This is a genomic window from Roseateles sp. GW823-FHT07B05, from assembly GCF_058794515.1.
Map to the genome: position 1 here is coordinate 342760 of NZ_JBXAGX010000004.1, position 25047 is coordinate 367806.

Annotated in this window: 32 protein-coding genes; 10 read left to right on the top strand and 22 right to left on the bottom strand. The window is 70.0% G+C overall.

Translation table 11 applies throughout. From position 1 onward, the window contains the following. Nucleotides 1-76 precede the first annotated feature (76 nt). The 9 genes from sugE to AC1Q7O_RS11845 all read right to left on the bottom strand — a co-directional run bounded on the left by sugE (nucleotide 77) and on the right by AC1Q7O_RS11845 (nucleotide 5417). The gene (gene sugE, locus AC1Q7O_RS11805; protein WP_492659963.1) at nucleotides 77-391 is read right to left on the bottom strand and encodes a quaternary ammonium compound efflux SMR transporter SugE; all 315 of its coding nucleotides are present in this window, start codon (nucleotides 389-391) and stop codon (nucleotides 77-79) included. Between the two features lie 95 nt (nucleotides 392-486). Then, a complete protein-coding gene (locus AC1Q7O_RS11810; RefSeq protein ID WP_492659962.1) occupies nucleotides 487-867 on the bottom strand; it encodes a hypothetical protein in 381 nt (126 codons plus the stop codon). A 1-nt stretch (nucleotide 868) separates the two neighbouring features. Next, entirely contained in the window at nucleotides 869-1327 is a 459-nt protein-coding gene (locus tag AC1Q7O_RS11815; RefSeq protein ID WP_492659961.1) for a GNAT family N-acetyltransferase, read from the bottom strand. Between the two features lie 43 nt (nucleotides 1328-1370). Continuing rightward, on the bottom strand, nucleotides 1371-1664 hold the full coding sequence (locus AC1Q7O_RS11820) for a hypothetical protein (protein ID WP_492659960.1): 294 nt from the start codon (nucleotides 1662-1664) through the stop codon (nucleotides 1371-1373). After that, a complete protein-coding gene (locus tag AC1Q7O_RS11825; RefSeq protein ID WP_492659959.1) occupies nucleotides 1664-2974 on the bottom strand; it encodes an ammonium transporter in 1311 nt (436 codons plus the stop codon). The genes AC1Q7O_RS11820 and AC1Q7O_RS11825 overlap by 1 nt, the downstream gene beginning before the upstream one ends. A gap of 65 nt (nucleotides 2975-3039) precedes the next feature. Next, entirely contained in the window at nucleotides 3040-3741 is a 702-nt protein-coding gene (locus AC1Q7O_RS11830; RefSeq protein WP_492659958.1) for an ArsR/SmtB family transcription factor, read from the bottom strand. A gap of 73 nt (nucleotides 3742-3814) precedes the next feature. Continuing rightward, nucleotides 3815-4138, bottom strand: coding sequence for an antibiotic biosynthesis monooxygenase family protein (locus AC1Q7O_RS11835; RefSeq protein WP_492659957.1), 324 nt, complete (start codon nucleotides 4136-4138; stop codon nucleotides 3815-3817). Continuing rightward, on the bottom strand, nucleotides 4135-4446 hold the full coding sequence (locus tag AC1Q7O_RS11840) for an NIPSNAP family protein (RefSeq protein WP_492659956.1): 312 nt from the start codon (nucleotides 4444-4446) through the stop codon (nucleotides 4135-4137). The genes AC1Q7O_RS11835 and AC1Q7O_RS11840 overlap by 4 nt, the downstream gene beginning before the upstream one ends. A 74-nt stretch (nucleotides 4447-4520) precedes the next feature. After that, the gene (locus tag AC1Q7O_RS11845) at nucleotides 4521-5417 is read right to left on the bottom strand and encodes an AraC family transcriptional regulator (RefSeq protein WP_492659955.1); all 897 of its coding nucleotides are present in this window, start codon (nucleotides 5415-5417) and stop codon (nucleotides 4521-4523) included. A gap of 218 nt (nucleotides 5418-5635) precedes the next feature. On the opposite strand from AC1Q7O_RS11845, the gene AC1Q7O_RS11850 reads away from it, so the two are divergent. Further along, on the top strand, nucleotides 5636-7840 hold the full coding sequence (locus AC1Q7O_RS11850; RefSeq protein ID WP_492659954.1) for a TonB-dependent receptor: 2205 nt from the start codon (nucleotides 5636-5638) through the stop codon (nucleotides 7838-7840). A 50-nt stretch (nucleotides 7841-7890) separates the two neighbouring features. Here AC1Q7O_RS11850 and bla read toward each other — a convergent pair whose 3' ends face one another. The 3 genes from bla to AC1Q7O_RS11865 all read right to left on the bottom strand — a co-directional run bounded on the left by bla (nucleotide 7891) and on the right by AC1Q7O_RS11865 (nucleotide 10699). Then, nucleotides 7891-8754 (bottom strand): class A beta-lactamase, encoded by an 864-nt coding sequence (bla, locus tag AC1Q7O_RS11855; RefSeq protein ID WP_492659953.1) that lies wholly within the window; start codon nucleotides 8752-8754, stop codon nucleotides 7891-7893. Between the two features lie 78 nt (nucleotides 8755-8832). Continuing rightward, on the bottom strand, nucleotides 8833-9225 hold the full coding sequence (locus AC1Q7O_RS11860; RefSeq protein WP_492659952.1) for a VOC family protein: 393 nt from the start codon (nucleotides 9223-9225) through the stop codon (nucleotides 8833-8835). A 67-nt stretch (nucleotides 9226-9292) separates the two neighbouring features. Continuing rightward, nucleotides 9293-10699 carry an FAD-binding oxidoreductase gene (locus AC1Q7O_RS11865; protein WP_492659951.1) on the bottom strand — a complete coding sequence of 469 codons (1407 nt, stop codon included), beginning with the start codon at nucleotides 10697-10699 and terminating at the stop codon, nucleotides 9293-9295. Nucleotides 10700-10789: 90 nt separating this feature from the next. On the opposite strand from AC1Q7O_RS11865, the gene AC1Q7O_RS11870 reads away from it, so the two are divergent. The 3 genes from AC1Q7O_RS11870 (at nucleotide 10790) to AC1Q7O_RS11880 (ending at nucleotide 12238) form a co-directional block, all read left to right on the top strand. Next, on the top strand, nucleotides 10790-11017 hold the full coding sequence (locus tag AC1Q7O_RS11870) for a hypothetical protein (protein WP_492659950.1): 228 nt from the start codon (nucleotides 10790-10792) through the stop codon (nucleotides 11015-11017). Between the two features lie 47 nt (nucleotides 11018-11064). Then, nucleotides 11065-11649, top strand: coding sequence for a cob(I)yrinic acid a,c-diamide adenosyltransferase (locus AC1Q7O_RS11875; protein WP_492659949.1), 585 nt, complete (start codon nucleotides 11065-11067; stop codon nucleotides 11647-11649). 163 nt (nucleotides 11650-11812) lie between these two features. Continuing rightward, nucleotides 11813-12238: a GFA family protein gene (locus AC1Q7O_RS11880; protein WP_492659948.1), complete on the top strand. Its 426-nt coding sequence runs from the start codon at nucleotides 11813-11815 to the stop codon at nucleotides 12236-12238. Here the strand turns inward: AC1Q7O_RS11880 and AC1Q7O_RS11885 are convergent. The 4 genes from AC1Q7O_RS11885 to AC1Q7O_RS11900 form a co-directional block, all read right to left on the bottom strand. After that, complete coding sequence (locus AC1Q7O_RS11885; protein ID WP_492659947.1) at nucleotides 12225-12539, bottom strand: hypothetical protein; 315 nt, start codon at nucleotides 12537-12539, stop codon at nucleotides 12225-12227. The genes AC1Q7O_RS11880 and AC1Q7O_RS11885 overlap by 14 nt on opposite strands. Next, nucleotides 12536-12919: a phage holin family protein gene (locus tag AC1Q7O_RS11890; RefSeq protein ID WP_492659946.1), complete on the bottom strand. Its 384-nt coding sequence runs from the start codon at nucleotides 12917-12919 to the stop codon at nucleotides 12536-12538. The genes AC1Q7O_RS11885 and AC1Q7O_RS11890 overlap by 4 nt, the downstream gene beginning before the upstream one ends. Nucleotides 12920-12932: 13 nt before the next feature. After that, on the bottom strand, nucleotides 12933-13241 hold the full coding sequence (locus tag AC1Q7O_RS11895) for an ElaB/YgaM/YqjD family protein (RefSeq protein WP_492659945.1): 309 nt from the start codon (nucleotides 13239-13241) through the stop codon (nucleotides 12933-12935). A 91-nt stretch (nucleotides 13242-13332) separates the two neighbouring features. Further along, the gene (locus tag AC1Q7O_RS11900) at nucleotides 13333-14304 is read right to left on the bottom strand and encodes a helix-turn-helix transcriptional regulator (protein ID WP_492659944.1); all 972 of its coding nucleotides are present in this window, start codon (nucleotides 14302-14304) and stop codon (nucleotides 13333-13335) included. A gap of 202 nt (nucleotides 14305-14506) precedes the next feature. Between AC1Q7O_RS11900 and AC1Q7O_RS11905 the strand changes: the two genes are divergently transcribed. Continuing rightward, a complete protein-coding gene (locus AC1Q7O_RS11905) occupies nucleotides 14507-15550 on the top strand; it encodes a hypothetical protein (protein ID WP_492659943.1) in 1044 nt (347 codons plus the stop codon). A gap of 108 nt (nucleotides 15551-15658) precedes the next feature. Then, nucleotides 15659-16417, top strand: coding sequence for a PEP-CTERM sorting domain-containing protein (locus tag AC1Q7O_RS11910; protein WP_492659942.1), 759 nt, complete (start codon nucleotides 15659-15661; stop codon nucleotides 16415-16417). Nucleotides 16418-16492: 75 nt separating this feature from the next. On the opposite strand, the gene AC1Q7O_RS11915 is transcribed toward AC1Q7O_RS11910, so the two are convergent. The 3 genes from AC1Q7O_RS11915 to AC1Q7O_RS11925 form a co-directional block, all read right to left on the bottom strand. Beyond that, nucleotides 16493-17011, bottom strand: coding sequence for a GNAT family N-acetyltransferase (locus AC1Q7O_RS11915; protein ID WP_394512315.1), 519 nt, complete (start codon nucleotides 17009-17011; stop codon nucleotides 16493-16495). Nucleotides 17012-17106: 95 nt separating this feature from the next. Beyond that, a complete protein-coding gene (locus tag AC1Q7O_RS11920; protein WP_492659941.1) occupies nucleotides 17107-17751 on the bottom strand; it encodes a 3'-5' exonuclease in 645 nt (214 codons plus the stop codon). Next, nucleotides 17751-18068, bottom strand: a complete 318-nt coding sequence (locus AC1Q7O_RS11925; RefSeq protein WP_492659940.1) for a nucleotide pyrophosphohydrolase — start codon at nucleotides 18066-18068, stop codon at nucleotides 17751-17753. Before AC1Q7O_RS11925 ends, AC1Q7O_RS11920 begins: the two co-directional genes overlap by 1 nt. A 392-nt stretch (nucleotides 18069-18460) precedes the next feature. On the opposite strand from AC1Q7O_RS11925, the gene AC1Q7O_RS11930 reads away from it, so the two are divergent. The 3 genes from AC1Q7O_RS11930 (at nucleotide 18461) to AC1Q7O_RS11940 (ending at nucleotide 21075) form a co-directional block, all read left to right on the top strand. Then, nucleotides 18461-19633, top strand: a complete 1173-nt coding sequence (locus AC1Q7O_RS11930) for an SGNH/GDSL hydrolase family protein (RefSeq protein ID WP_492659939.1) — start codon at nucleotides 18461-18463, stop codon at nucleotides 19631-19633. 28 nt (nucleotides 19634-19661) lie between these two features. Continuing rightward, nucleotides 19662-20330, top strand: coding sequence for an OmpW/AlkL family protein (locus AC1Q7O_RS11935; protein WP_492659938.1), 669 nt, complete (start codon nucleotides 19662-19664; stop codon nucleotides 20328-20330). Nucleotides 20331-20493: 163 nt separating this feature from the next. Next, entirely contained in the window at nucleotides 20494-21075 is a 582-nt protein-coding gene (locus AC1Q7O_RS11940; protein WP_492659937.1) for a PEP-CTERM sorting domain-containing protein, read from the top strand. 64 nt (nucleotides 21076-21139) lie between these two features. On the opposite strand, the gene queE is transcribed toward AC1Q7O_RS11940, so the two are convergent. Together queE and AC1Q7O_RS11950 are read right to left on the bottom strand one after the other, a co-directional pair. After that, a complete protein-coding gene (queE, locus tag AC1Q7O_RS11945) occupies nucleotides 21140-21769 on the bottom strand; it encodes a 7-carboxy-7-deazaguanine synthase (protein ID WP_492659936.1) in 630 nt (209 codons plus the stop codon). Beyond that, entirely contained in the window at nucleotides 21766-22866 is a 1101-nt protein-coding gene (locus tag AC1Q7O_RS11950) for a 6-carboxytetrahydropterin synthase (RefSeq protein WP_492659935.1), read from the bottom strand. The genes queE and AC1Q7O_RS11950 overlap by 4 nt, the downstream gene beginning before the upstream one ends. 71 nt (nucleotides 22867-22937) lie before the next feature. Between AC1Q7O_RS11950 and AC1Q7O_RS11955 the strand changes: the two genes are divergently transcribed. Beyond that, complete coding sequence (locus tag AC1Q7O_RS11955; RefSeq protein WP_492659934.1) at nucleotides 22938-24296, top strand: MFS transporter; 1359 nt, start codon at nucleotides 22938-22940, stop codon at nucleotides 24294-24296. 24 nt (nucleotides 24297-24320) lie between these two features. On the opposite strand, the gene AC1Q7O_RS11960 is transcribed toward AC1Q7O_RS11955, so the two are convergent. Further along, on the bottom strand, nucleotides 24321-25040 hold the full coding sequence (locus tag AC1Q7O_RS11960) for a response regulator (RefSeq protein WP_492659933.1): 720 nt from the start codon (nucleotides 25038-25040) through the stop codon (nucleotides 24321-24323). Nucleotides 25041-25047 lie beyond the last annotated feature (7 nt).

The following is a 25047-nucleotide window of genomic DNA, read 5'->3' on the forward strand; positions in this document are numbered from 1 at the left end:
GGCCCGTCTGGTCGGTCCCCCCGAGGGGTCGAGGCCGGCTTGGAGCGGCACGGCGCTCGGCCCGAGATACGGCGGCTCAGCTCGCGAGCTTGAGTCCCACGATGCCCGCGACGATCAGCCCCAGGCTGACGAGCCTGCCCACGGTCGCCGCCTCGCCGAACAGCACCATGCCCAGCGCCGCCGTGCCCACGGCGCCCACGCCCACCCAAACCGCGTAGGCGGTGCCCACGGGAAGCGTCTTCATCGCCACGCCCAGCAGGGCCACGCTGAGCACCATCGCGGTGATGGTGGCCACGGTCGGCAGCGGGCGCGTGAAGCCCTCGGTGTACTTCAGGCCGATGGCCCAGCCCACCTCCAGCAGGCCCGCAACGACGAGCAACAGCCAAGCCATGATGTGAACGCCCAGAGTGACAAGGCGAGTGATTCTGCCGACCGGGCGTCGCGCCGCCGATCGACGGCGCCATGCCCCGTCACCCCGTGGGTGGTTCAGACGCCACAGCCGTCGCCGGGCCCGTCGAGCGCCACGTCAGGGTCGAAGTGGTGCAGCAGCCGGTAGTCGTCCCAGCCCAGCTCGCCCGTGCACATGCCCAGGCAGCAATCCGGCAGCAGCGCGCCGAACTCGGCCAACGCGAGCAGCGCGGCCCACAGCGGCGGCCACGCCTGCAGCGGGTCCTCGGCGGCGAAGATGAGGTTCACGTAGGCGCCCTCGTCCTCGCCTTCGTTGACGCCAAAGCCGCGGACACCCGGGGTGCGCCGCGCGACAGCCTCGCAGGCCTCGGCCAGCCGCGTGACGTCCAGCCCCGGCGCCCGCGCCGGATGGACCTGGATGCAGATCCGGCCCAGCGGCGTATAGGCAGCGGCGCTCATGTCAGGCCTCCACGCGCCGGGCATAGGCGAAGTACACCTCGTCGCGCTGCCAGCCCAGCGACTCGTACAGCGACTGCGCCGTCTTGTTGGTGCGCGCCGTCGTCAGCTCCAGCCGCGTGCGGCCGGTGTTCTTCGCATGGCGCTCGGCCGCCAGCAGCAGCGCGCGCCCGGCGCCCGAGCGCCGTGCCTCGGGCGCGACGAACAGGTCAGACAACTGGTAGATGGGCTTGGCGTCGATGGAGCAGAACAGCGGGTAGAGCTGGCAGAAGCCGAGCGCCTGCTGCGCCTCGTTAAGCGCCAGCAGAACGACGGACTCGTCGCGCTGCAGCCGGTCGCGGATGAAATGGCGCGCGGCGGCCGCGTCGGGTGCCTGCTCGTAGAACTGGCGATAGGCGTCGAACAGCGGAGCGACGACATCAAGGTCGGCCAGCGTGGCGATGCGGGTGCGAAGGGTGTTCATGGCGCGCGTTGTACACGCAACGCGCCGCGCGCGGACCACCTCGTCAGCGCAGCCCGCCGACGTAACGCGCCACCGGTGCGGCGCCCACGCTCTTGGCCACCGGCGCCTGCGCTGGCGCTGGCTTGGGGAACAGCATTGCGCGCAGCCGCGCGCCCCAGTCGGCCACCTCGGGATGCTCGGCCTGCTGGCAGGCCAGGCGGATGATCTCCTGCGCGTAGTCGGCGTTGCGCACTAGCCATTCCACGTCCGTCACGCGGCCCATCTTGCGCCGCATCAGCACGTGCAGGTGGGCTGCCACGGCAAGCTTGTCGCTGTCGCTGTGCATGGACGCTGCCATCACGCCACCTGCTCGCCGTGCTGGCTCAGGTCCAGCCCCTGCTGCTCGCGCGCGGCATCCACGCGCAACCCGCCCAGCAGCAGGTAGACCAGCAGCAGGATGCCCGCCGTCATGACCGCGCTGAAAGCCAGCGTCGCCAGCACGGCGATGGCCTGCGTGCCCACCGACCCCGCCACGCCGCCCACGCGCGGGTCGGCCAGCAGCCCCGTCATCAGCGCGCCGATGATGCCGCCCACGCCGTGCACGCCAAACACGTCCAGCGAGTCATCAGCGCGCAGCCAGCGCTTGAGCCCGGTGGCGCCCCAGAAGCAGGCCGCACCCGCCACGAGCCCGATGGCCACGCCGGACGCCGGAGTGACGAAGCCGCAGGCCGGCGTGATGGCCACCAGCCCCGCCACGGCGCCGCTGCACAGGCCCAGCAGCGTCGGCGTGCGCCGCGTCGCCCACTCGGCCGTCATCCACGACAGCGCGGCCGCCGCGGCACCCAACTGCGTGTTGAGCACTGCGATACCGGCACGCCCATCCGCCGCGCCAGCCGAGCCGCCGTTGAAGCCCATCCAGCCCACCCACAGCAGGCCTGCGCCCGTCATCGTGTAGGCGAGGTTGGCGGGCGTCAGCGGCGCGCGGCCGAAGCCCTGGCGCGGGCCTAGCATCCAGGCGGCCACCAGCCCCGCCACCCCGGCATTGATGTGGACGACGGTGCCGCCTGCGAAGTCCAGCGCACCCAACTGGGCCAGCCAGCCCTGCGGCGCCCAAACCCAGTGCGCCAACGGCACGTAGACGCACAGCGACCACAGCCCCAGGAAGGCCAGCAGGCTCGCGAAGCGCATGCATTCAGCCACCGCACCGACGATGAGGGCTGGCGTGATGATGGCGAAGCTCAGCTGGAACAGTGCGAACACCGCCGCCGGCACACTGGCCGCCAGCGGATGCACGCTGACCAGGCCGGCCGCCTTGTCGTGCAGCACGTGGCCAAGGCCAGCCCCGTCGAGGCCGCCGATCCAGTGCTCCCAGCCTGCCGGCCCCGGCTCGAACGCCAGGCTGTAGCCGCAGACGAACCACAGCAGCGACACCAGTGCCGAACAGGCCAGCACCTGGGCCATCACGGCCAGGATGTTCTTCTTTCGCACCATGCCGGCATAGAACAAGGCAAGACCTGGCAAGGTCATCAGCAGCACCAGCGCCGTGGCGCTGAGCAGCCAGGCGGTGTCACCGGCACTGATCTGCGCGGCGGGCACCTGCTCGGCCCACGCGGGTGCGGCGATCAGACTGGCCGGCAGCGCGGCGAGGAGACGGGGTTGAATTGGCATGGCGATGCAGCAAGTCGTACCGCCACATCAATAGCAAGCTCTGCGCCAGTGGCGCCGGGCCGCATTCAGCCGGCCAGCAGCCCGTCGACGAACTCGCGCTGGCCGGTGGGCGTCAAGGCCAGCTCACGCGACGCCTCGCGGCGGCGCAGCCAGCCGCGGGCCACCAGGGCCTCCAGCAGCGCCACGGCCTCGGCGCCCGCAAAGTGCTCGCGCCGCTCGGACCAGTCCACGCACGGATAGAGCGCACGCCCCGACGCTGAGGCCGCCGGCGCGGTGAGTGCCAGGCCTTGCTCCTGCAGCGCATCGCGTGCCGCCTGCGTGAGCCGCTCTTCGCTGCCGGCGCGCTCCACCCAGCCGCGCGAGCGCAGCAGGTCATGCAGCCTAACGCCCAGCTCGCCCGCCAGGTGCCCGTAGCAGCTGCGTGCATGCCGCAGCCCGCGCATGGCCGGCTTCTGCCAGCGCTTCAGGTCGGCGGCCGGTCCGGCATCGCGGCCATCGGCCACGCGCAGCAACGCTTCAAGCGCATGCGCCACATCACCATCCGCCAGGCCGAAGTAGCGGTGCCGGCCCTGCGGCCTGACCTTGGCCAGGCCTTCGTCGACGAGCAGCTTCAGGTGCGCCGACATCGTCGCCGCGCTCACGCCGGCATGCGTGGCCAGTTCGCCGGCCGTGTGCAGGCGGCCGTCCAGCAGCCGCGCGAGCACGCGCGCCCGCGTCGGGTCGGCGATAGCCGCGGCGACGCGGGCCAGGCGCGGCTCGGCGTTCAATGGAGCACCCTTCGGCCTGCGGCCTGTCCCGCCAAGCGGGAGCGAGCTTGCTTGGGGCGGCCCGGCACAGCGCTCACCGGGGCACCTGCTCGCGGTCATGCAGGCCGTAGTCGCGCACCACGTGCGCCACGCGTAGCCGGTAGTCAGCGAACAGCCCGCCACGGCCAGCGGCCTGGTCGGCGCGGTGGCATTCCATCTCGCGCCAGCCGCGCACGGCATCCTCATCGCGCCAGAACGACAGGCTCAGCAGCTTGTCCGGCTGCGCGAGGCTCTGGAAGCGCTCCACCGAGATGAAGCCGTCCATGCGCTCCAGCAGCGGCTTCAGCGCGGCGGCGTGGTCCAGGTAGGCGGCGCGGCCTTCGGGCGTGGGCTGGACTTCGAAGATGACGGCCATCATGGCCGCACATCCTCACAGAAAGTCCGCGCCTCCCGGGCAATGAAGCGCTGCTGTTGAGCGAACTCGAGGTTCGCCCGCGCCTCGGGGTCGGCCTTCAGCCGCGCGCGGTAGGCCTCGTAGTCGGCCAGCGAGTCAAAGCCCACCAGGCCCCAGGCCTCGTCGTTCGTGCCTTCCCACGGCAGCCAGTAGCCCAGCAGCCGGCCGCCCAGGCGCGGAATGATGCTGCCCCAGTTCTCGGCATAGGTGCGGAAGGCCTCGCGCTGGAAGGGGTCCAGCTCGTAGCGGATGAAGCAGGTGATGGCGGGCATGGCGGCTCCTCGTGTCGATGAGCCGCCACTGTGCGCCGCCGGTCACTGTTGACGCTTAGGCGCGCAGCGAAGCATCACAACGGCGCCACCGGGATGCACAGCTCGCAGTCGAACACGCCGGTCCTGCAGTCGAACGTCGAGTTCGGCCCGTAGTGTTCGAAGCAGGGCCGCGCATCCAGCTGCAGGCCGCTGGACGGCAGCCAGCGGCCCATCAGGTCTTGCCAGGCCCCGACGATCTCGACGGCCGTGCCGACGAAGTCCAGCGTGGCGTAGCGGCCGCCCGGCAGCTCGGTGACCAGCGCGCCGCCGTTGGGCACCCAGTCGTCGGGCACCGCCACGCCGGCGTCGTAGCGGCACTGCTCGGGCGGGACCAGGCTGATGTCGTCATGGCCGATGCCGAAGCGCGCCACGGCGCCCAGGTTCTGCGTCGCCAGCCAGGGGTTGAAGGTCTCGGCCCAGAAGCGACCCAATGCGGGGCCATACACCCCCTGGTAGCGCAGATAGCCCATGCGCACGGGCGGGCGGTCGATGAGGCGGACGTTCACGGGATCTCTTTCGTCGGAGTTGGAAGAGAAGCCATGCTCGCTGTCCAGCCACGCGCTGACCTGATACAGATTGCTGTCGGCCTGATCGAGATTGCGCCACTGCGACGGCGAATGCCCGAAGCGCGCCTTGAACGCCCGCGAGAACGCCTCGGCCGAGCCGTAGCCCACGCCCAGCGCGATGCTCAGCACCGTCGAGTCCGGCTGGCCACGCAGCCGCTGCGCCGCCTTCTCCAGCCGGCGGCGCGCCAGGTAGTCGCCCAGCGTCTGGCCGGTCCACGCCAGGAACAGGCGGTGGAAGTGGTACGGCGAGAAATGCGCCACGCCGGCCAGCGCCTCCAGGTCCAGCGGGCGGTCCAGGTGGCGGTCGATGTGGGCCTGCACGCGGTGCATGCGCGCCTCGTACTGGCGCCGGCTGGCGTTGGTCATCGCATCGGGCCGGAGGCCTGTGGAGGGGTCATGCGCCGCATTCTCGTGCGGCCAGGCGCCGCACCGGTGCGGGCGCACCAGCGTCGCCCGTCTCGAAACTGACTATCCCGTCAGACTTTTGCAACACCTGTGCCGCGGGTGACCGGCGCCCCCTCGGCCGCCCCCAACAATCGCCGCGGCCCTGCAGTTGGGGCTCTATTTTTTGGAGTTGTTGCCCGATGAACGTTCCGCGCCTGAGCCTGCTGGCCCTCGCCCTCAGCACCGCCCTTCCCGTCCTGGCCCAGGAAGCCCCGGCCAAGGACCGCAGCCAGCTCGAAACCGTCGTCATCACGGCCGAGCGCCGTGCCGAGAACATCCAGGACGTGCCCAATGCCGTCAGCAAGATCAGCGGCGAGAAGCTGGACGTGCTGGCCTCTGGCGGCCAGGACCTGCGCTTCCTGTCCGGCCGCGTGCCCAGCCTGAACATCGAGTCCAGCTTCGGCCGCGCCTTCCCGCGCTTCTACATCCGCGGCTACGGCAACACCGACTTCCGCCTCAACGCCTCGCAGCCGGTCAGCGTCATCGTCGACGACGTGATCCAGGAGAACCCCATCCTGAAGGGCTTCCCCATCTTCGACACCGCCGCGGTGGAAGTGGTGGCCGGCCCGCAGGGCACGCTGTTCGGCCGCAACACGCCGGCCGGCGTCGTCAAGTTCGACTCCGTGAAGCCCAGCCACCGCCAGGACGGCTACGCCAGCGTGACCGCCGGCAGCGAAGGCACGCTGAACCTCGAGGGTGCGGCCAACCTGCCGCTGTCGGGCGACTGGTCTGCACGCATCTCCGCACAAAGCCAGCGCCGCGCGGACTGGGTGGACAACACCGACCCCGGCGCCGTGACGCCCAAGACCGAGGGCTACCGCGACACCGCCGTGCGCGCCCAGGTGCTGTACGAGCCGCACAAGCAGTTCAGCGCGCTGGCCAACGTGCATCTGCGCGACCTCAACGGCAGCCCGCGCCTGTTCCGTGCCAACGCCATCAAGCGCGGCACCAACGACCTGGCCGACGGCTTCAGCACCGACAAGGTCGCCTTCAACGGCGTCAACGACCAGACGCTGAAGCAGACCGGTGCCAGCCTGCGCCTGAAGTGGTCGCTGCCCGAGCTGAACATCTACGCGATCAGCGGCTACGAGCACGTGAAGCCGCTGTCCCGCGGCGACATCGACGGCGGCCCCGCCGGCGGCGCCGGCATCCCCTTCCAGTCGGAGACCGGCAGCGGCATGAACGGCCACCGCCAGCTGACGCAGGAAGTGCGCCTGGAGTCCAACACCGCCGGCCCGCTGAGCTGGCAGGCCGGCGTGTACCTCTTCGACGAGAAGTACACGATCGACAACATCACCTACAACACGACGACGCACGCCGACGTCGACCACATCTACACGGCGCAGACCAACAAGGCCGCGGCCGTGTTCGGTTCGCTCAACTACGCCGTCAGCCCCGAGCTGAAGCTGCGCGGCGGCCTGCGCTACACCAAGGACAAGAAGGACCTGTCCACCACCCACGCTGGCACGGGCCTGTTCAACACGTCCACCGGCACCTCGGCCAGCACGGATGACGGCAAGTGGAGCGGCGACCTGTCGGCCACCTACAAGCTGGACGCCACGACCAACCTCTACGCTCGCTTCGCCAACGGCTTCCGCGCGTCGTCCATGCAGAACGCGTCAGCCTTCGCCGGCCAGTCGCAGGCCGGCCCGGAAAGCGTCAACTCCTACGAGGTGGGCTTCAAGAGTGAGCTGCTCAAGCGCACGCTGCGCATCTCCGGCTCGCTGTTCACCTACACCGTCAAGGACCTGCAGCTCACGGCCGTGGGCGGCAGCACCAACGCCACGCGCCTGCTCAACGCGAAGAAGGCCACCGGCAACGGCGCAGAGCTGAACCTGGAGGCGCTGATCACGCCGGACTTCCTCGTCACGGTCGGCGGCTCGCTGAACAACACCAAGATCAAGGACGCCGGCCTGGGCGTGCCGCCGGGCGGCTCGCTGAAGGTGGCGGGCGCCTTCCCGACGGTGCAGGACCCCATCGCCAACGGCAACGCGATGGTGGACGGCAACCCGCTGCCCAACGCGCCCAAGTGGACGGCCAACCTGACCGCCCGCTGGAGCATCCCGCTGGCCAGCGGCGACGAGGTCTACGTCTACACCGACTGGGCCTACCGCTCCAAGGTCAACTTCTTCCTGTACGAGGCCACCGAGTTCACCGGCAAGGCCCTCACGGAAGGCGGCCTGCGCGTCGGCTATGCGTGGGACAACGGCAAGTACGAAGTGGCCGGCTTCGCCCGCAACATCACCAACCAGGTCCGCGTGACCGGTGCCATCGACTTCAACAACCTGACCGGCTTCATCAACGAACCGCGCAGCTACGGGCTGCAGTTCAAGGCGCTGTTCTAAGCCGCTCGCGCCACCTCGGCAACGCCGCCTGCGGGCGGCGTTTTTATGCGTCAGCCCCAGGCCTTCACGAGCAGGCGCATGGCCGCGGCCAGGTTGGCCGACAACTCGTCGTTCGACGCCTTCGAGTCAGACTGCAGCGCGACGACCACCCACGGCGAGCGGCCGTCCGGCGGGAACACCAGCGCCACGTCGTTGACGGCGCCGCGGTAGCCCGTGCCGGTCTTGTCGATGACGCGCCAGCTGGCATCCTGCACGCCGGCGCGCAGGCGCTTGATCCCCGTCTGCGACGCCTGCAGGTCGGCCCACAGTCGCGCCTGGTTCGTGCGCGACAGCCCCTCGCCCAGCAGCAGGTGACGCAGCGTCTTCGCGAACGCCCGCGGCGTGCTGGTGTCGCGCGGGTCGCCGGGCAGGTTCTCGTTGAGCTCGGTCTCCCAGCGGTCCAGCCGGGTCACGTCATCGCCCTGCTGGCGCAGCCACATCGTCAGCCCGGCCGGCGAGTCGCAGCAGTGGCGCAGCAGCACATTGGCGCAGGGGTTGTCGCTCTCGATGACGATGCCGGCGCACAGCTCGGCCAGCGTCGCGCGGCCGCGCGGCAGCAGGCGGTCGAACGCCGGCGAATGCGCCACGCGCTCGCTCTTGTGCAGCGTGACCTCGTCCTCCCAGCGCCAGCGCCCGCCCTCCACGCCCTGCGCCACGCGCGCGGCCAGCAGGATCTTGAACGTGGACGCGGTGGAGAAGCGCTCGTCGGCCCGGTGGGCCACGGTGCGGCCGCTGCCGGTGTCGAGGGCAAAGAACCCAAGCCGGCCCTGCACGCTGCGCTCCAGCGCGGCAAGGTCGGGTGCCGCAGGGGCGGCCAGGCTGGGGCGGGCGAAGGCGGCCAGGGTCAGGCCGGCGATGAGGGGGCGGCGTTGCATGCCGCGGATTCTGGCGCCGCAACCGGCCGGCGGCATGAAGCCGACTTCATCGACAAGCCGGCGCCGGGTCGCGTGGCGTTACTTGACGCGGTAGACCGCGCACAGCTTGTTGCCGTCCGGGTCACGCACATAGGCCAGGTGCATGGGGCCCATCGCGCCGTCGCGCAGGCCCGGCGGCTCTTCGATGGACTGGCCGCCGTGAGCCACCGCCACGTCGTGAAACTGCTTCACCTGCTCGGCGGAGTCGCACTTGAAGCCGATGGTGCCGCCGTTGGCATGGCAGGCCGGCTCGCCGTTGATCGGCTGGCTGATGCCGAAGCTGTTGCCGCCATGGCGGTAGAACACGCGCTGATGGCCAGACGCCGCCGTGTTGGCCGCGCCGGCGGGTGCGCCCAGCACGGCGAGCACCGCGTCGTAGAAGCGCTTGCTGCGCTCGATGTCGTTGCTGCCGACCATGATGTGGTTGAACACGGGCTATCTCCTGTGAGGGGTGGGTTGACGCCGATTGTCGGCACGCCGGCGGGCTGGTGCTGCCGCGTCACGAGAAGATCTTGCCCGGGTTCATGATGCCCAGCGGGTCCAGCGCCGCCTTCACCGCACGCATCATCGCCACCGCCGCCTCGCCGGTCTCGTCGACGAGGAAGCGCTGTTTGTGCAGGCCGATGCCATGCTCGCCCGTGCACGTGCCTTCCAGCGCAAGGGCCCGCGCCACCATCTGCGCGCTGAGCCGCTCGGCCGTGGCGAGTTCGTCGGGCTGCGCCGGGTCCAGCAGATAGGCCATGTGGAAGTTGCCGTCGCCCACATGGCCGACGATGAAATACGGCAGGCCGGCGGCCTGCACCTCGGCGATGGACGCGTCGATGTTCTCGGCCAGCCGCGAGATGGGCACGCAGGTGTCCGTCGTCACGGCGCGGCAGCCGGGGCGCATCTGCAGGCCCGACAGGTAGGCGTGGTGCCGCGCCGTCCACAGCCGCGTGCGGGCCTCGGGCGTCGTTGCCCACTCGAAGGCCTCGCCGCCATGCTCGTCAGCCACGGCCTGCACGGTGGCCGCCTGCTCGGCCACGCCGGCCTCGCTGCCGTGGAACTCCATCAGCAGCATGGGCTGCTCCTTCAGGCCCAGCTTGTCATGCGCGTTGACGGCCCGGATCGCGTTCGCGTCCAGCAGCTCGCAGCGGGCGATGGGCACGCCGATCTGGATGACCTGCATGGCCGTGCGCACCGCCGCGTCGATGCCGGGGAAGAAGCAGATGGCCGCCGACACCGCTTCGGGCAGCGGGTGCACCTTGACCGTCAGCTCGGTGATGACGCCCAGCGTGCCCTCGCTGCCGACCAGCAGACGCGTCAGGTCGTAGCCGGCGCTGCTCTTCTTCGCGCGCGAACCGGTGCGCACGACCTCGCCGCTGGCCGCCACGAAGCGCAGCCCCAGCACGTTCTCGCGCATCGTGCCGTAGCGCACCGCGTTCGTGCCGCTGGCCCGCGTGGCGGCCATGCCGCCCAGGCTTGCATCGGCACCGGGGTCGATGGGGAAGAACAGGCCCTCGTGCCGCAGCGCCTCGTTCAGCGCCTTGCGCGTGACGCCGGGCTGCACGGTGACCGTCAGGTCCTCGGCATCCACGCGCAGGATGCGGTCCATGCGGCACACATCCAGGCTCACACCGCCCTGCACCGCCAGCAGATGGCCTTCCAGCGACGACCCCGCGCCGTAGGGAATGACCGGCACGCGGTGCTGCGCGCACAGGGCCACCACGTGCGCCACCTCGGCCTCGCTCTGCGCGAAAACGACGGCCTGCGGCGGTGGCACGTCGAACACCGACTCGTCGCGGCCATGCTGCTCGCGCACCGCCGTCGCGGTCGAGCAGCGCTCGCCGAACTCGGCGCGCAGGCGCTCCAGCAGCGCGGCGGGCAACGGCGGGGCGGGGGAGAAACGAGATTCGGGCGCGTTCATGGCCAACTCCGAGGACGGCAGTCAACGATTGTGTTGCAGCCCGCGCGCGCCGGTGCCAGCATGGCCGCACGTCAAACCCGGGAGACCGCCATGGACCCCACCCTGACCTGGCTGCTGGTGCTGGCCGCCGCCGCGCTCATCGTCTTCGGCGCCGTGCGCTTCGACCTGCTGACGCTGCGCTGGCGCGACCTGTTCAACGCACCGCCGCCGCCGCACGACGCCCCGCCACGGCCACGCGTCACCCCGGCCACCGGCCTGCGCTCCCACCCAACCCCTGTCCACAAGCCGGCCTTCCACCGCAGCGGCCGGCGGCACTGAGCGCGTCTGGGGACAATGGCGGCCTCGCAACCCCTGCAGACCGCCACATGGGCAACCGCCTCTCCCAGATCGCCACCCGCACCGGCGACGACGGCACCACCGGCCTCTCGGACGGCAGCCGCGTGCCCAAGGACCACCTGCGCGTGCAGGCCATGGGCGACGTTGACGAGCTGAACTCCCAGCTCGGCGTGCTGCTGGCCGAGCCGCTGCCGGCCGACGTGCGTGACCTCCTCGTCACCATCCAGCACGAGCTGTTCAACCTCGGCGGCGAACTGTCCTGGCCTGGCGGCTCGCTGCTCAAGGACGCCGCCGTGCTGCGGCTGGACGAGGCGCTCGCGCACTACAACGAGCACCTGCCGCGGCTCAAGGAATTCATCCTGCCGGCCGGCACGCGCAGCGCCGCGCTCGCGCACGTGTGCCGCACCGTGGCGCGCCGCGCCGAGCGGGCCGTCATCACGCTGGCTGCGCAGGAGACGCTGCACGCCGCGCCGCGCCAGTACCTGAACCGCCTGTCCGACCTGCTGTTCGTGCTGGCTCGCGTGCTCAACCGCGCCAACCTCGATGGCCTGGGCGGTGACGATGTCTACTGGCAGAGTGAGCGCATGAAGCGGCTGGACGCGGCCGAAAGATGACGCCCCTCGCCCAGGCTCGCGTCGCTGAACGCGAGCGAGTCTGAGCGGTCCCCCGCGGGGACGGCGATGCATGCGGCATCGAGCCGCATGCACATCGCCCAAGGGCCGGCTTGGGAGCGGCCCGGCGCTCGGCCCACTTGCTCAAACTGCTGGAAGGAAACTCATGAAGATCACCGGCCAATGCCACTGCGGCGTCATCCGCTTCACCGCGCTGGCGGACCCTGACAAGGTCTTCGCCTGCCATTGCGCGGACTGCCAGATCATTTCCGGCGGGCCGTTCCGGGCCGTGCTGCCGGTGCCGGTCGAGCAGGTCGAGCTGACCGGCACGCCCAGGCACTACGTGAAGGTGGCCGCCAGCGGCAACCGGCGCGCGCAGGCGTTCTGCGGCGACTGCGGCACGCAACTGTTCGCGAGCGAGGCGGACACGCCGCGCACGCTGAACATCCGTCTAGGCTGCGTCAACGAGCGCGCAGAACTCCCGCCGCGACTGCAGGTCTGGCACGACTCGGCCATGCCCTGGCTGGGTGAGCTGGCCGGCATCCCGGCGCACGGCCGGGGACGGGACAGCCCGCAAGTCAACGCGACGTAGAAGACCGGCCGCGCCAAACCCGCCACGCCACCCAGCCCCAGCGCAGCAGGCCCCACAGCCGGCGGCGCCGAGTGCGGCCCGATGCGGCGAAGAACGCCGCCCCGCCGCCGACGGCAGCCTGCACCAGCGGATCGGACAACCAGGCCCGCACCACCAGCACGCGCCGTGCCACGCCATCGGCGCGGCCGGCCACGTCGTCCACATCCCGCTGCACCTGGCCGCGCAGCACGGCCGACGCCAACAGCAGGTTGGCCTTGCGCTCGGCACGCTGGGCCGGGTCCTGGGGGAGGCGCGGGATCACGGCTGTCGGCGCCGCAGTGCGTCGGCGTCATCACGCAATTCGGCCAGGCTGGCCTGGAACAGTGTGGCCGGCTGGGCCGTCAGCATCTTCAGCTGACGCAGCGCCAGCCCGGCGGCCACCACCAGCACGACCGAGGCCGCGCCCAGCGCCAGCAGCGGGTGGCTGTCCCACAGTGCAACGACGGCCAGCACCAGCAGCATCAGCACCGCAAAACCCGCCAGCAGCGCGGCCAGCACCGCCCACAGCACCAGGCCGGCGATGCGTTCCTTCTCCTCCTGCACCTCGATGGCCAGCAACTCGAGCCGGATGCGGCCCAGCGTCAGCAGCGAGGTGCCGAGCCGCCGCAGCGGCCCGGAGACGGGTTCCTGGTTGTCGCTCAAGAGCGTCTCTTGATCAGCGGCGGCCGATCAGCACGCCCAGCGCGAGGCCCACCGCAGCAGCCACGCCGATGGCCTGCCAGGGCTTGGCGTGCACGTAGTCATCGGTGGCGACGGCGGCGTCCTTGGCGCGCTGCACGGCCTCGTGCTGGGCATCGATCAGCTTTTCCTTGGCGCCGGACAGGCGCTCCTGGATGCGCTCGCGCAGCGCCTTGGCTTCGACGGTGACGTCCTTGCCGGTGGTCGTCATCAGCGCATCGATGTCGTCCATCACGGCACGGAAATCGGCGGCCAGCTTCTCCTTGGCTTGGGCGGTATCACTCATCACAGGCTCCTGGTTGGGAATCAGACACGGGTCAAGCCTAACGTGATTGCGTGCGGTGAACATGACCCCGCTCAAACGAATGGGGCTTGTCCTACAGCGCCGCCGCCGCCTGCCGGACACGTGCGGCGTGAGCCTCGCGCAGTTCGGTCGGTGCCACCACCTGCACCTGGCCGGCATGGCGCAGCAGGTCCATCAGCAGTTCGGTGTCGTCGACGTAGGGCAGGCGCAGCCGCCAGCGGCCGTCGGGCAGGAACTCGCTCTGCTGCGCCGGGTGCCATTCCTCGCGCGACACCCAGGCCGCCGCCTCGGCGCTGAACAGCAGCTCGGCCTCGCGCGGCGTGCCGCCGGCAAAGATGCCGTAGCCGCGGTCCAGCTCGGCTTCCAGCTCGTCCAGGGCCAGGGCTTGCGCGTCGGCCTCCAGCAGCGTGGCCGCCTCGATGCCGTCCAGCGCAAAGCGCCGCAGGCCCTGGCTGCGGTGGCAGAAGGCGTCCAGGTACCAGGCATGGCGGTGGTGCACCAGCCGCTGCGGCGACACCTCGCGCTCGCTGACGCCGCCGCTGCCGGTCTTCTTGCGGTAGCGGATGGCCAGACGCTTGCGCTTGACGACGGCGCTGCCGACGGTCTCGAAGCTGTGGCTGGCCATGCGCCGCCGCGCCGTGCCGATGAGCTTGACACGCCGGCGCAGCTCGTCCGCCTCGGCAGCATCCACGCCCAGCATGCCGGTGATCTTGTCGAACATCGGCTGCAGGTGCCGGCCCACGACGCCCTGCTCGTCCAGCCCAGCCAGCATCTGCTGCATGGTCAGCAGCGCGTGCAGCTCGGCCTCGTTGAACCACACGCCCGGCAGCTCGTGCTTGCCGCCGCGCCACTGCTGGCCGAAGCGGTAGCCGTTCTCGCCAGCGTCGTACTCGATGGGCGCGTCCAGCCGCTCGCGCAGATAGGCCAGGTCGCGCTTGAGCGTGGCCGGCGACACCTCCAGCGCCTCCAGCAGCGCCGCGAAGGACACGCAGCCGCGGGAGCGAATCAGGTGCTCGATCTTGTAGAAGCGTTCGGTGCGATCCATGGGCCAGCGGTGCCCGGCCGCCCGAAACCGCTGGCGCGCCCCCTCGGGGGGCAGCGAGCGGAGCGAGCGTGGGGTCTCCGTCCTTTGCTGAAAATATTCACAGTGTTTTCGCGGTGGATCATCTCATGAGCCAGCCAGCTCACAGACTGCTTGCAAGGCCCGCGAATCCACAGCCCAGGCCTCTTCAACCTCGGAGCCCGCCATGCAAGCCGTTCACACCGCCCAGATCCACGCCCACCCCGCCCTGGCCCAGTTTGCGCTGGACATGGACGACACGCCCGCCGTCGTCAGCGCCCACGAGCGCGTGGGCCTCGCGCTGGGCCGCGACTACGCGCTGCATGGCATCACGCCGCCGATCGCCCACCTGTACCCGCAGTCGCCGCTGCAGCGCGGCTGGATGGCCGCCCGCGGCCGCGCCGTGCGCACGCCCACCACGCCCCAGGTCGAGCTGTGGCTGGCGCTGCGCACGCACGCCTGGGCACGCGGCCGCAGCTACGAGGACGTGCAGCTCACGCCCCATCACCTCGCGCAACTGGACACCACGCACTGCCCCATCACCCGCGACCTGCTGGGCGACGACAACCGCAGCGTCGACCGCGTCCGCGACGACGCCGGCTATGCCGCCGGCAACCTGGCCGTCATGAGCCAGCGAGCCAACCGCGCCAAGGGCAGCCGTGGCCACCAGGCGCTGCTGGACATGGCCGCCAGCTGCGCTGCCGGCCCCATCACCCGCATCGGCGGCCTGGACGAAGCCCAGTGGCAGCGCCTGGCCGTGTTGAGCAGCTTCGTCACGCCGCTGAGCCATGAAGAAGCCGCGCAGATCCCGCTGCGCGTGCTGCCGCCCAACCGGCTGCGGCTGTTCAACCCCATCCAGGCGCTGCAGGCGCTGGTCACGCGCCAGCTCGCCACGCCGGGCTGGAGCGCCCGCCTGAGCCGGCTCGAGGCGCTGCTGCCCACCGACGCGTTGCGCAGCGACTTCAACCGCTTCCTGCTCGCGCTGGCGCCGCGCGTGCTGGCCGCCGCAGAACTGCAGCAGCCGCACGAGATCCGCTGGGCGCTGGAAGACGCCTGGACGCTGCCGCTGGTGCAAAAGCGCTGGACGCGCTTCGCGCTGCAGCTGACGCCTGAGCAGGCCGAGGCGCTGGTGGAACGCGCCGCGGCCCGCAAGCTCTGCCCCGTGCATGTGCAGCGCCACGACGACGGCACCGACGGCTGGGCGCTGGCCACCGGCGGCTACGCGGCCTGAGCGACAAGCCCCCCGCAGCCGCGGGGGGCGGGCGACGGGCGGTGTCATGGCGTCTTCATTGCCGGGCGGGACAGTGCGCCCGTCTCCCTCCTGAACCGCCACGACACCATGACCAAGCACCTCGCCCTGATCGCCGCTGCCGCCGCCGCCCTCGTCTCGCAAAGCGCTGTCGCCGCGCTGGCTGCCGGCGACGTCTCCTTCACCGCCCTCAATGCCGACGAAGACGGCTGGGCGCTGGTGACCTTCGTCGACATCGCCGCCAACACCAAGATCTATTTCACCGACAACGAGTGGAACGGCTCCGCGTTCAATACCGGCGAGAGCTACCACCAGTGGGTCAGCGGCAGCGCCACCATCGTCGCCGGCACCGTCATCCGCTTCTCGAAGATCGACACCACGTCGCTGGCCTCCAGCGTCGGCACGCTGAGCCGCGCCGCCGTCAGCGGCAGCACCAACTACGGCCTCAACCAGGACGAGGACTCGATCTACGCCTACACCGCCAGCTCGGCGACCGGCACGCCCACCTTCCTGGCCGCCATCACGACGACGGCGTTCGGCACCGCCGCCGCCGGCACGCTGACCAACACCGGCCTGAGCATCGGCAACGGCGCCATCGCGCTGGGTGGCGGCGCCGAGTGGGAGCAGTACATCGGCGACCGCTCGGGCCAGGCCAACCTGGCGGCGTACAAGCCGCTGGTCGGCAACATCGCCAACTGGACCAACAACCCGAACAACGGCAGCTACGCCTCGCAGCTGCCCAACACGACCGCCTTCAGCGTGACCGCCGTGCCGGAGCCGGAGAGCTATGCGCTGATGCTGACCGGCCTGTTGGCCGTGGGCGCCGTGGCGCGCCGCCGTCGCGGCTGATCGGCTTCAAGCCGGCAAAAAAGCAAGCGCCCCGAGGGGCGCTTTTTTGCGTCGCTGCCAGCCGGCAGCGCGGGTTCAGACCAGCGAGCGGAACAGGCGGATCTCTTCGACGCGCGAACCGCCCACTTCCGTGGTGCGGGCGCTGCCCAGCTCGCGCTTGAAGCCGGCCAGTTCGAAGAAGCGCAGCGCGCGCTCGTTGCGCAGGTAGCACCACAGCGTGGCCTTGGTGCAGCCTTCTTCCTGCAGGCCGTCGCGCGCGGCATCCCACAGCGCCAGGCCCACGCCCTTGTCCCAGTGGACGGGGTCGGCAAACATGGCCCAGATCTCGCCGGTGGTGGCCGGCGTGCCCTTGTCGCGCGAGCGGTCGAAGCCGACGAAGCCCATGATCTTGTTGTCCAGATGGGCCACGATGACCTGCGGCTCGCAGAGGTCGATGGCTTCACGCCAGAAGGCCTGGCGCTTCTGCACCGACATCGCATCCAGCGCGGCGGCGGGCAGCAGCGCCTTGTAGGCGTCCTGGCTGGCAGCGACGTGGATCTCGGCGATGGCCTTGGCATCGCGCAGGGTGGCGGGGCGAACCTGGATCACGGACATGGAATTCTTCTTGAGCAATACGCGGGGCACGAAAGGGCGGGATTGTCCTTGCCCAAGTCCGCAACACCGGCTCTTGACAGAAATTTTTCCTGCGCTCAGGCAGTCTGTCTTTGTGCCTTCACATGCTCCACCAGGCCGCGCCTGAGCCAGCGCAGCGGCGTCCTCTGCAGCGTGGCCAGCAGCGCATGGTCCACGTCGGCATCGCCCAGGTCGAGTGCGAAGCGGCGTGCGATTTCCTCGCGCACCTTCAGCAGCAGCTGGGCCGTCACGCGGGCATCGGCCATTGCGCGGTGCGCACGGCCATCGAAGCGGATGCCGTGAAAACTCGTCATCGCCCCCAGCGTATGGCTCTTCGCCTCGGGCCACAGCCGGCGTGACAGCAGCACGGTGCAGGCGAATTCATGCGCCGGGTCGGGGGCGATACCGGCGCGCTGCATCTCCGCCTGCCAGAAGCCCCGGTCGAAAGCCGCGTTATGCGCCACCAGCGGGCAGCCCTCGGTGAAACGGGCCAGCTCGCGCATGACGGTGGCCGAGTCCGGTGCGCCCGCCAGCATCTCGTTGGTGATGCCGGTCAAGGCCTGGATGTGTGGCGGCACCCATGTGCCGCTGTTCATCAGGCTGCTCCAGCTGTCCACCACCTCGCTGCCGCGCACCAGCACGGCAGCGATTTCAGTGGCTCGGCCGCCGCTGGTGGGGCCGAGACCGGTGGTCTCGAAGTCGACGACGGCAATGGTTTGCATCAAGACTTCTTCAACGGCGGGTGCTTGATGGCGTTCATCGCCAGCTTGCGTTCGACGGCGGCTTCCAGGTCCACGCCGCCGTGGTCGGCGATCTGCAGCAGGTACAGCAGCACGTCCGACAACTCCTCGCCGAGGTGGCGACGCTGGTCGTCGCTGAGGTTTTGCGACTGCTCCGGCGTCAGCCACTGAAAGATCTCCAGCAGCTCGGCCGCTTCGACCGTCATGGCCATCGCGAGGTTCTTGGGGGTCTGGTAGGGCTGCCAGTCGCGCTCGTCCGCGAAGCGGCGCAGCCGGCCCTGAAGGGCGGAAATGTCCATGGAAAAGATGTCCTCTGTATTCAAGACTGTATTGAAGAATTCAAATTGGTCGTGGTAGTAGAGGGCGGGTCGCGCTGTGGACAACCGCAAAAAGTCCAATTGCATCAATTGCTTGGATTCCTCAAAAGCCTGTGTGCCACCCCCCGGACGACTTGTCCCGCAATTGGGAACAACTTGGCCGAAGGGCGCCGGGCTGTGGATATCTGGCCGGTTGTCCTGGCGCCATCCACAGACTTGCCCCGTGCGTTCTAGGCGGCGCGCCCTAGCCTTCAGCCGCCTTTCTTTACGCGACTGAGGGGAAAAACGAACGACCGTTCTAAAAAGCTGCGGCTAGAGTTGCGCTCCCTAGATTTGCAGCGCATCGCATGTGCGGTGTCGCCCAGGAGACAACGATGAAACCCTTCCTCACCCGGATCGCCGCAGCCTCGGCGGTTGTGATTGGCAGCGCGATGATGGCGGGCTGCGGTGGCGGCGCGACGGCCGACACGACCCCCAAGGTCGCGATCAGCTCGGTGAAGGTCTTCGGCGACAGCCTGCAGGACAGCGGCACGTTCGGCTTCAAGTTCACCGTCCAGAGCCCGGACGGTCAGATCTACGCGGAGCGAATCGCTGCCGCCTACGGCGTGACGTTGTGCAACGCCTTCGCGTTCAATGGCACCACGTTCGTGGCCAACACCGCCAAGGCCGGCTGCACCAACTTCGCCATCGGCGGCGGCAAGATCAATTTCACGGGCACGGGTGGCGCAGCCAATCCGCAAACCATCGGCACGCAGATGGCCACCTTCGCGTCGGCCGGCAGCTATGGCGCCAACGACCTGGTCATCATCGACGGCGGTGGCAACGATGCGGCGGACCTGGTGGGAGCCTACCTGGCCATTCGCCCGGGTGCCCCCGCCACGACCACGGCGTACACCACGCTGCTGGGCACGCTGCTGACGCCCACGCAGGTCAGCACTGCCATGGCGGGTGGTGCCACGACGATCGCCCAGATCGGTGGCGTCTACATGCAGGCGCTGGCCGACAAGTTCTACGGCCAGATCAAGACGAGCGTGCTGGACAAGGGCGCGATGCGCGTCGTGCTCATGAACATGCCCGACATCACGCTGACGCCGCGCTTCCAGATGGTGTTGGACAACGTGGCGCTGGCCAGCGGCGGCGGCACCACCGGCGCTGCCGCCCGCGCGCAGGCGCAGGCCCTGTTCCAGGGCTGGCTGATGGCGTTCAACACCCAGCTGAGCAGCAAGGTGGCGGCTGACGAGCGGGTCGCGCTGATCAACTTCTACCAATCGTTCCAGGACCAGTTCAACACGCCGGCCCAGTTCGGCATCACCAACGTCAAGACGCCCGCCTGCCCGGCGACGGGTACCGACGCGCAGGGTCTGCCGAGCTATACCTTTGCCACCTGCACGGCCACCGCGCTGTCCGCCACGCCGCCGGCGGGGGTGACCGGCGCCGACTGGTGGAAGAGCTACGGCTTCTCCGACAGCTTCCACCCGACGCTCTACACGCACCAGCTGCTGCAACAGCTCATCGCCAAGTCGATCACCACCAAGGGCTGGCTGTAAGCCCCGCACCCGTTCTCGGAGACAACCCATGAAAACCAAGTTCCTCCTCGGTGCGCTGGCCACCCTGCTGGCCACCGGCAGCGCATTGGCGCAGTCGGCCGGCAGCTTCGTCGTCTACGGCGGTGCGGCCCAGATCAGCCCGCAGGTCGAAAGCGGCGACCTCACCGCGCCCAGCCTGGCCGGCACCAAGGTCGATGTGAAGAAGGCCACCTCCTTCGTTGGCGGCATCACCTACTACTGGACCGACAACATCAGCATCGACCTGCCCATCGCGCTGCCGTTCAAGCATGACGTGGTCGGTGCCGGCGCCATCGACGGCGTCGGCAAGCTGGGCACGGTCAAGTCGCTGCCCATGACGTTGCTGGCCCAGTACCGCTTCGGCGACGCCGGCAGCACCTTCCGCCCCTTCGTCGGTGTCGGTCCCACCTACGGCTACTTCTTCAAGCCCAAGGCCACGGCCACGCTGTCCGGCATCACCGGCGGCACCCCCAGCAACCCCACCACGCTGTCGATGAAGAGCCGCCTGGGCGCGACCCTGGAGCTGGGCACGGCCTACAACATCACGAAGGACTGGTCCGCCAGCCTGTCGGTCACCAAGACCTTCATCAAGACGACCGGCAGCCTGTCCACCGGCCAGACCATCGAGACGACGCTGGACCCGGTGTCCATCAAGTTCGGCGTGGGCTACCGCTTCTGAGCGAGCCCTGGCCGCTGATCCAAGGGAGCCTGCGGGCTCCCTTTTTTTGGCCGCCCGGTCCCTAGGTCTAGGGATGTCCCCTCAGCCAGGGGGACGCCGCCGCGGGCGCACGTCGCGATGATCCGCTGCTCATAAATAAGCCATTTTGAAGAGGGGCGCCGTCATGTCTGTTCAGCTCAAGTCCACACTGGCCATCGGCCTGCTGGCCCTGGCCGGCGTTTCGCAGGCCACCACGGCAGGCGTCACGGTCCACAGCAGCACCGGCGGCGTCGCCACGCCGGGCGAGGCCGCCGACGGCTACACGCCGCCCGACTTCACGCTGTGGACGACCGACTCCGCCTCGTGGAGCGGTTCCTTCATCAACGCGGCGGACACCATCACCTTCAAGCTGGACAAGGCCTACTTCCTGTCGTCGGCCACCGTCACGCTGGACTGGAACGATTTCTACCGCTTCTCTGCCTCGAAGGACGGCGTCAACTTCACGCCGCTGTTCACGCTGTCCGGTGTGACGGACCAGTCAGTCGTGAATAGCGGCCAGGTCACGATGTCCACCAGCTTTGCGCCCACCGCACTGGCCTACCAGTACGTGCGCGTGCAGGCCATCTACGGCGACGGGTTCTATTCGGTGGGTGAAGTCGGCTTCAGCGGCACGCTGGCCCCGGTGCCGGAACCGAGCTCGGTCGCGCTGATGCTGGGCGGCATGGGCCTGGTGGGTTTCGTGGCGCGCCGCCGCAGCCGTCGCTGAACAGCCGCGCTTCTCGCCGGAACCACAAAGGGCTGGGCAACCAGCCCTTTGCCGTTTTCAGGCGTCAGGCGATGCCCACCACCTTGTGCATCTGCACCGACAGCCGCCACTGCGGGTGGGCCATGCAGTAGGCCACCGCGGCCTTGGTGTGGTCGCGCTGCAGCACCGAGTCCATCGGCTGCAGGAAGAAGTGCTGGAAATCCAGCCCGGCGAAGCGCTCGGGCTGCGCCAGCGGCTGCGGGTAGACCAGCTTCAGCTCGTGGCCCGACGTCAGCACCAGCGGCGCGTCGGCCTTGGGGCTGACGCAGATCCAGTCCAGCCCCGGTGGCGCCGGCTGCGTGCCGTTGGTCTCGACGGCGATCTCGAAGCCGCGGGCATGCAAGGCCTCGATCAGCGGCGTGTCCAGTTGCAGCAGCGGCTCACCGCCGGTGCACACCACGTAAGGTCGTCCACCACCCGGCCAGGCCTTGGCGATGGTGTCGGCCAGGTCGTCCGCCGTTGCGAACTTGCCGCCGCCCTCGCCGTCGGTGCCGATGAAGTCCGTGTCGCAGAAGGTGCAGACGGCCGTCGCGCGGTCCTGCTCGCGGCCGGTCCACAGGTTGCAGCCGGCAAAACGGCAGAACACGGCGGCGCGGCCAGCCTGAGCACCCTCGCCCTGCAGCGTGTAGAACAGTTCTTTAACGCTGTACGTCATACGGGAATCAGCTCTTCCGAGTCAGCGCGGCTGACGATGGCGCCGGAGCCGCGCGTCTCGTAGAGGTCCACGCGGTCGATCTGCGGCAGCACCGAGCCGCCCTCGTTCAGCACCCAGGTCGCGATGCTGGCGGCGTCGCCATCCGGCAGGTTGGCGATCTCGAACAGCGGGTGGTGGTCCAGCCGCTTGAAGATCGGGTTGAACAGGCTCTTCACGTCGCCGAAGTCCACCGTCCAGCCCATCACCTGGTCCAGCGGCGCGGCCAGGTGCAGGCGCAAGGTGAACGTGTGGCCGTGCGTGCCGGCCAGCGGGTGACCCGATGGCGCATGCTTCATGCGAACGGCGCTGTCCAGCGTCATCTCCTTCCAGATGCGGTAGCTCTGGCCGTTGAAGTTGGCGCCGCTGGAGCCGGTCTCGTAGACGGTCACCCAGCTCAGCTCCGGCAGCGCGGGCTTCAGCCGCGCCCACAGCCAGGCCGAGATGTTCTCGCTGGTGGGGTTGTGCAGGCCGGGGATGTCGTTCAGGCAGCGGTAGTTCAGCTCGAAGTGCAGCGGCGCCCAGACCTCGTCGAGGTGGTCGTAGTCGATGGCCAAGTCACGCTCGCCGAGGTCGGCATTGGCATGCAGGATGACCTCGAAGCCATGGCCGTGCATGCGGCCGCACTGGTGGCCCGCCGGCACGTTGGGCAGCTGGTGCGCGGCCTGGAAGCGGTAGCGCCGCCATACGTGCGCGTGGCCCGCGTTGTCCAGGTCCACGCCGCTGTGCGTGGTGCTCTGCACGCCCACCTGCACGATGCCGGGCACGTCCACGTTCAGCCGGCTGCGCACCCAGCGGGCCAGGTTTTCGTCGGTGGGTTCGTCGAGGTGGTCGTTCAGCAGCGCATGGTCAAGCGGCGCGACGGTGCCGGCCATGCGCGCGCGCAAGCCCTCCACCTCGCCGCCCGGGAAGGCGGCCCAGCCGGCCGGCAGCGCGCTGCGCACGGTGGCGAAATAGCTGTGGCCGTGCAGGCCGTGGCTGCGGTGCGAGGCCGGCAGCGCAGGAATGCGGCAGGCCGACTCGAAGCCGGCGGACGCGCAGTGAAGGACCGAAACTGACATGCCCCGATTGTCCCCCGGGGCTTCGCAGCCCGCTTGACTTGAAGCGGGCTTGAACTTTTAGGCTGCTGGCCATGAACTTGTCCGACCCCTTGACCGCCCCTGCCCTCGCCGCTGCCGACACCCAGCTCTTCGCCCCCGGCCGCCGCGCCGCCTGCGTGGGCGCCGTCGCGCTGATCTCCATGCTGGCCTTCGAGGCCATCGCCGTCGCCACCGCAATGCCGGCCGTCGCCGAGGCGCTGGACGGGCTGCCGCTGTACGCGCTGGCCTTCGGCGCGACGCTGGCCACCTCGGTCATCGGCATGACGGTGGCTGGCCAGCTGTGCGACAAGCGCGGCCCCTATCGCGCGGCGCTGCTGGGGTTGGCGGTGTTCCTGGCGGGGCTGCTGCTGGCGGGCTTTGCGCCGTCGATGGCGGCGTTGGTGCTGGGCCGTGCGCTGCAGGGGCTGGGTTCGGGCGTGCTGGGCGTGGCGCTGTACGTGGGCGTGGGCCAGGTCGTGCCGGCCGTGCTGCACCCCAAGCTGTTCGCGATGTTCGCCGGCGCCTGGGTGGTGCCCGGTCTGGTGGGGCCGGCGCTGGCGTCCTTCCTTGTGCAGGGCCTGGGCTGGCGCTCGGTGTTCCTGACCGTGGCCGCCGCCGTGCCGGTGGCCGCCGCGCTGATGCTGCCGGCGCTGCGCCGGGCCGGCCAGGGCACGGGCGAGGCGCTGCAGTGGGGCGCCCTGCGCTGGGCGCTGCTGGCCAGCGCGGGCGCGCTGCTGCTGCACGGCGCCAGCCAGCAGGGCGGCCTGCGGGCTGGCCTGTTGTTCGGGCTGGGGCTGCTGGGGGCGTTGCTTGCCGCGCATCGGCTGCTGCCGGCGGGCACGTTGCGGGCGGCGCCGGGGCTGCCCACGGTCATCCTGCTGCGCGGCTTCATCGCGGCGGCATTTGCCAGCGCCGAGGCCTTCCTGCCACTGCTGCTGACGCAGCATTTCGGCTGGAGCCTCACGCAGGCCGGCATCGCGCTGAGCGCCGGCGCCGTCACGTGGAGCATCGGCAGCGCCGTGCAGGCTCGCGTGTCGGGCGACGCGGCACGGCGCCGCTTGCTGCCCGTGGGCTTCGGCCTCGCGGCTGCCGGGCTGGCGACGGTCATGCTGCCGGTCGCCGTGGCGGGGCTGCCGTCGGCGCTGGTGTTGCTGGGCTGGGTGGGCGTGGGACTGGGCATCGGCCTGTCGTTCCCGATGCTGTCGGTGCTGCTGCTGAAGCGCTCGCCGCCCGATGAGCAGGGCAGCAACACCTCGGCGCTGCAGCTCAGCGATGCGCTGGTCAGTAGCGCCGCGCTGGCGCTGGCGGGCCTGCTGTTCGACCCCGCCACGCGCCAGGTGTTGCCCGTGCTGGCAATGGCCTGCGCGCTGGCAGCGGCGGCGTCGGCGCTCAGCCCGCGGGTGTGGCGCTGAGGGGACGGCCCGTCAGCGGCCGGCTCAGGGGCTGGGCGGGCGCGCGTCCGTCGCGCGGCGGCTGCGGCGCGACGCGGCGGCGCGCAGGTGCACCAGCGACTGCACGCGCTTGAGCAGCTCGCGATCGTTCCAGGGCTTCTTGAAGATGCCGTAGACGCCTTCGATCTGGCCCACGCGGCCATGCAGCTCGTCGTGGCCGGTGATGGCGATGACGGGCAAGTCCTCGGTGGCGAGGCTGCCGTGCACGTCGGCGATCAGCTCGAAGCCGTCCTTGTTGGGCATCTCCAGGTCGGTGATGAGGACGGCGATGTGGGGCTGGGCGTCCAGCTCGGCCAGTGCCTCGTTGCCGTCGTTGACCTGCACGACCGTGAAGCCGGCGCCTTCCAGCAGCCGCTTGAGCTTGGTGCGCACCACGGCCGAGTCGTCGGCGATGAGCACGGTGGGCGGGCCTTCCGGCACCACCGGCACGGCGGCTGGCGGCAGCATGGGCGTGGGCGCCGTGACGAAGGCGCTGGCCATCGGGTTGCTGCCACCCGGCATACCGGGCAGTGGCGGCAACACCACGGGCGGCTGCGCGGCGCGCGGGCGGTGGCCCTCGGGCGGGCGCGGCGGCGGCGTGTACTCGCGCGGCGGACGGTAGTCGTCACGCTTGAAGGCGGCGATGAGCACGATGATGGCCAACGGCACCGCGATCAGCACCGGCATCAGGTAGGCGCCCAACAACTCCTGCAACTCGTGAAACATCGACTCC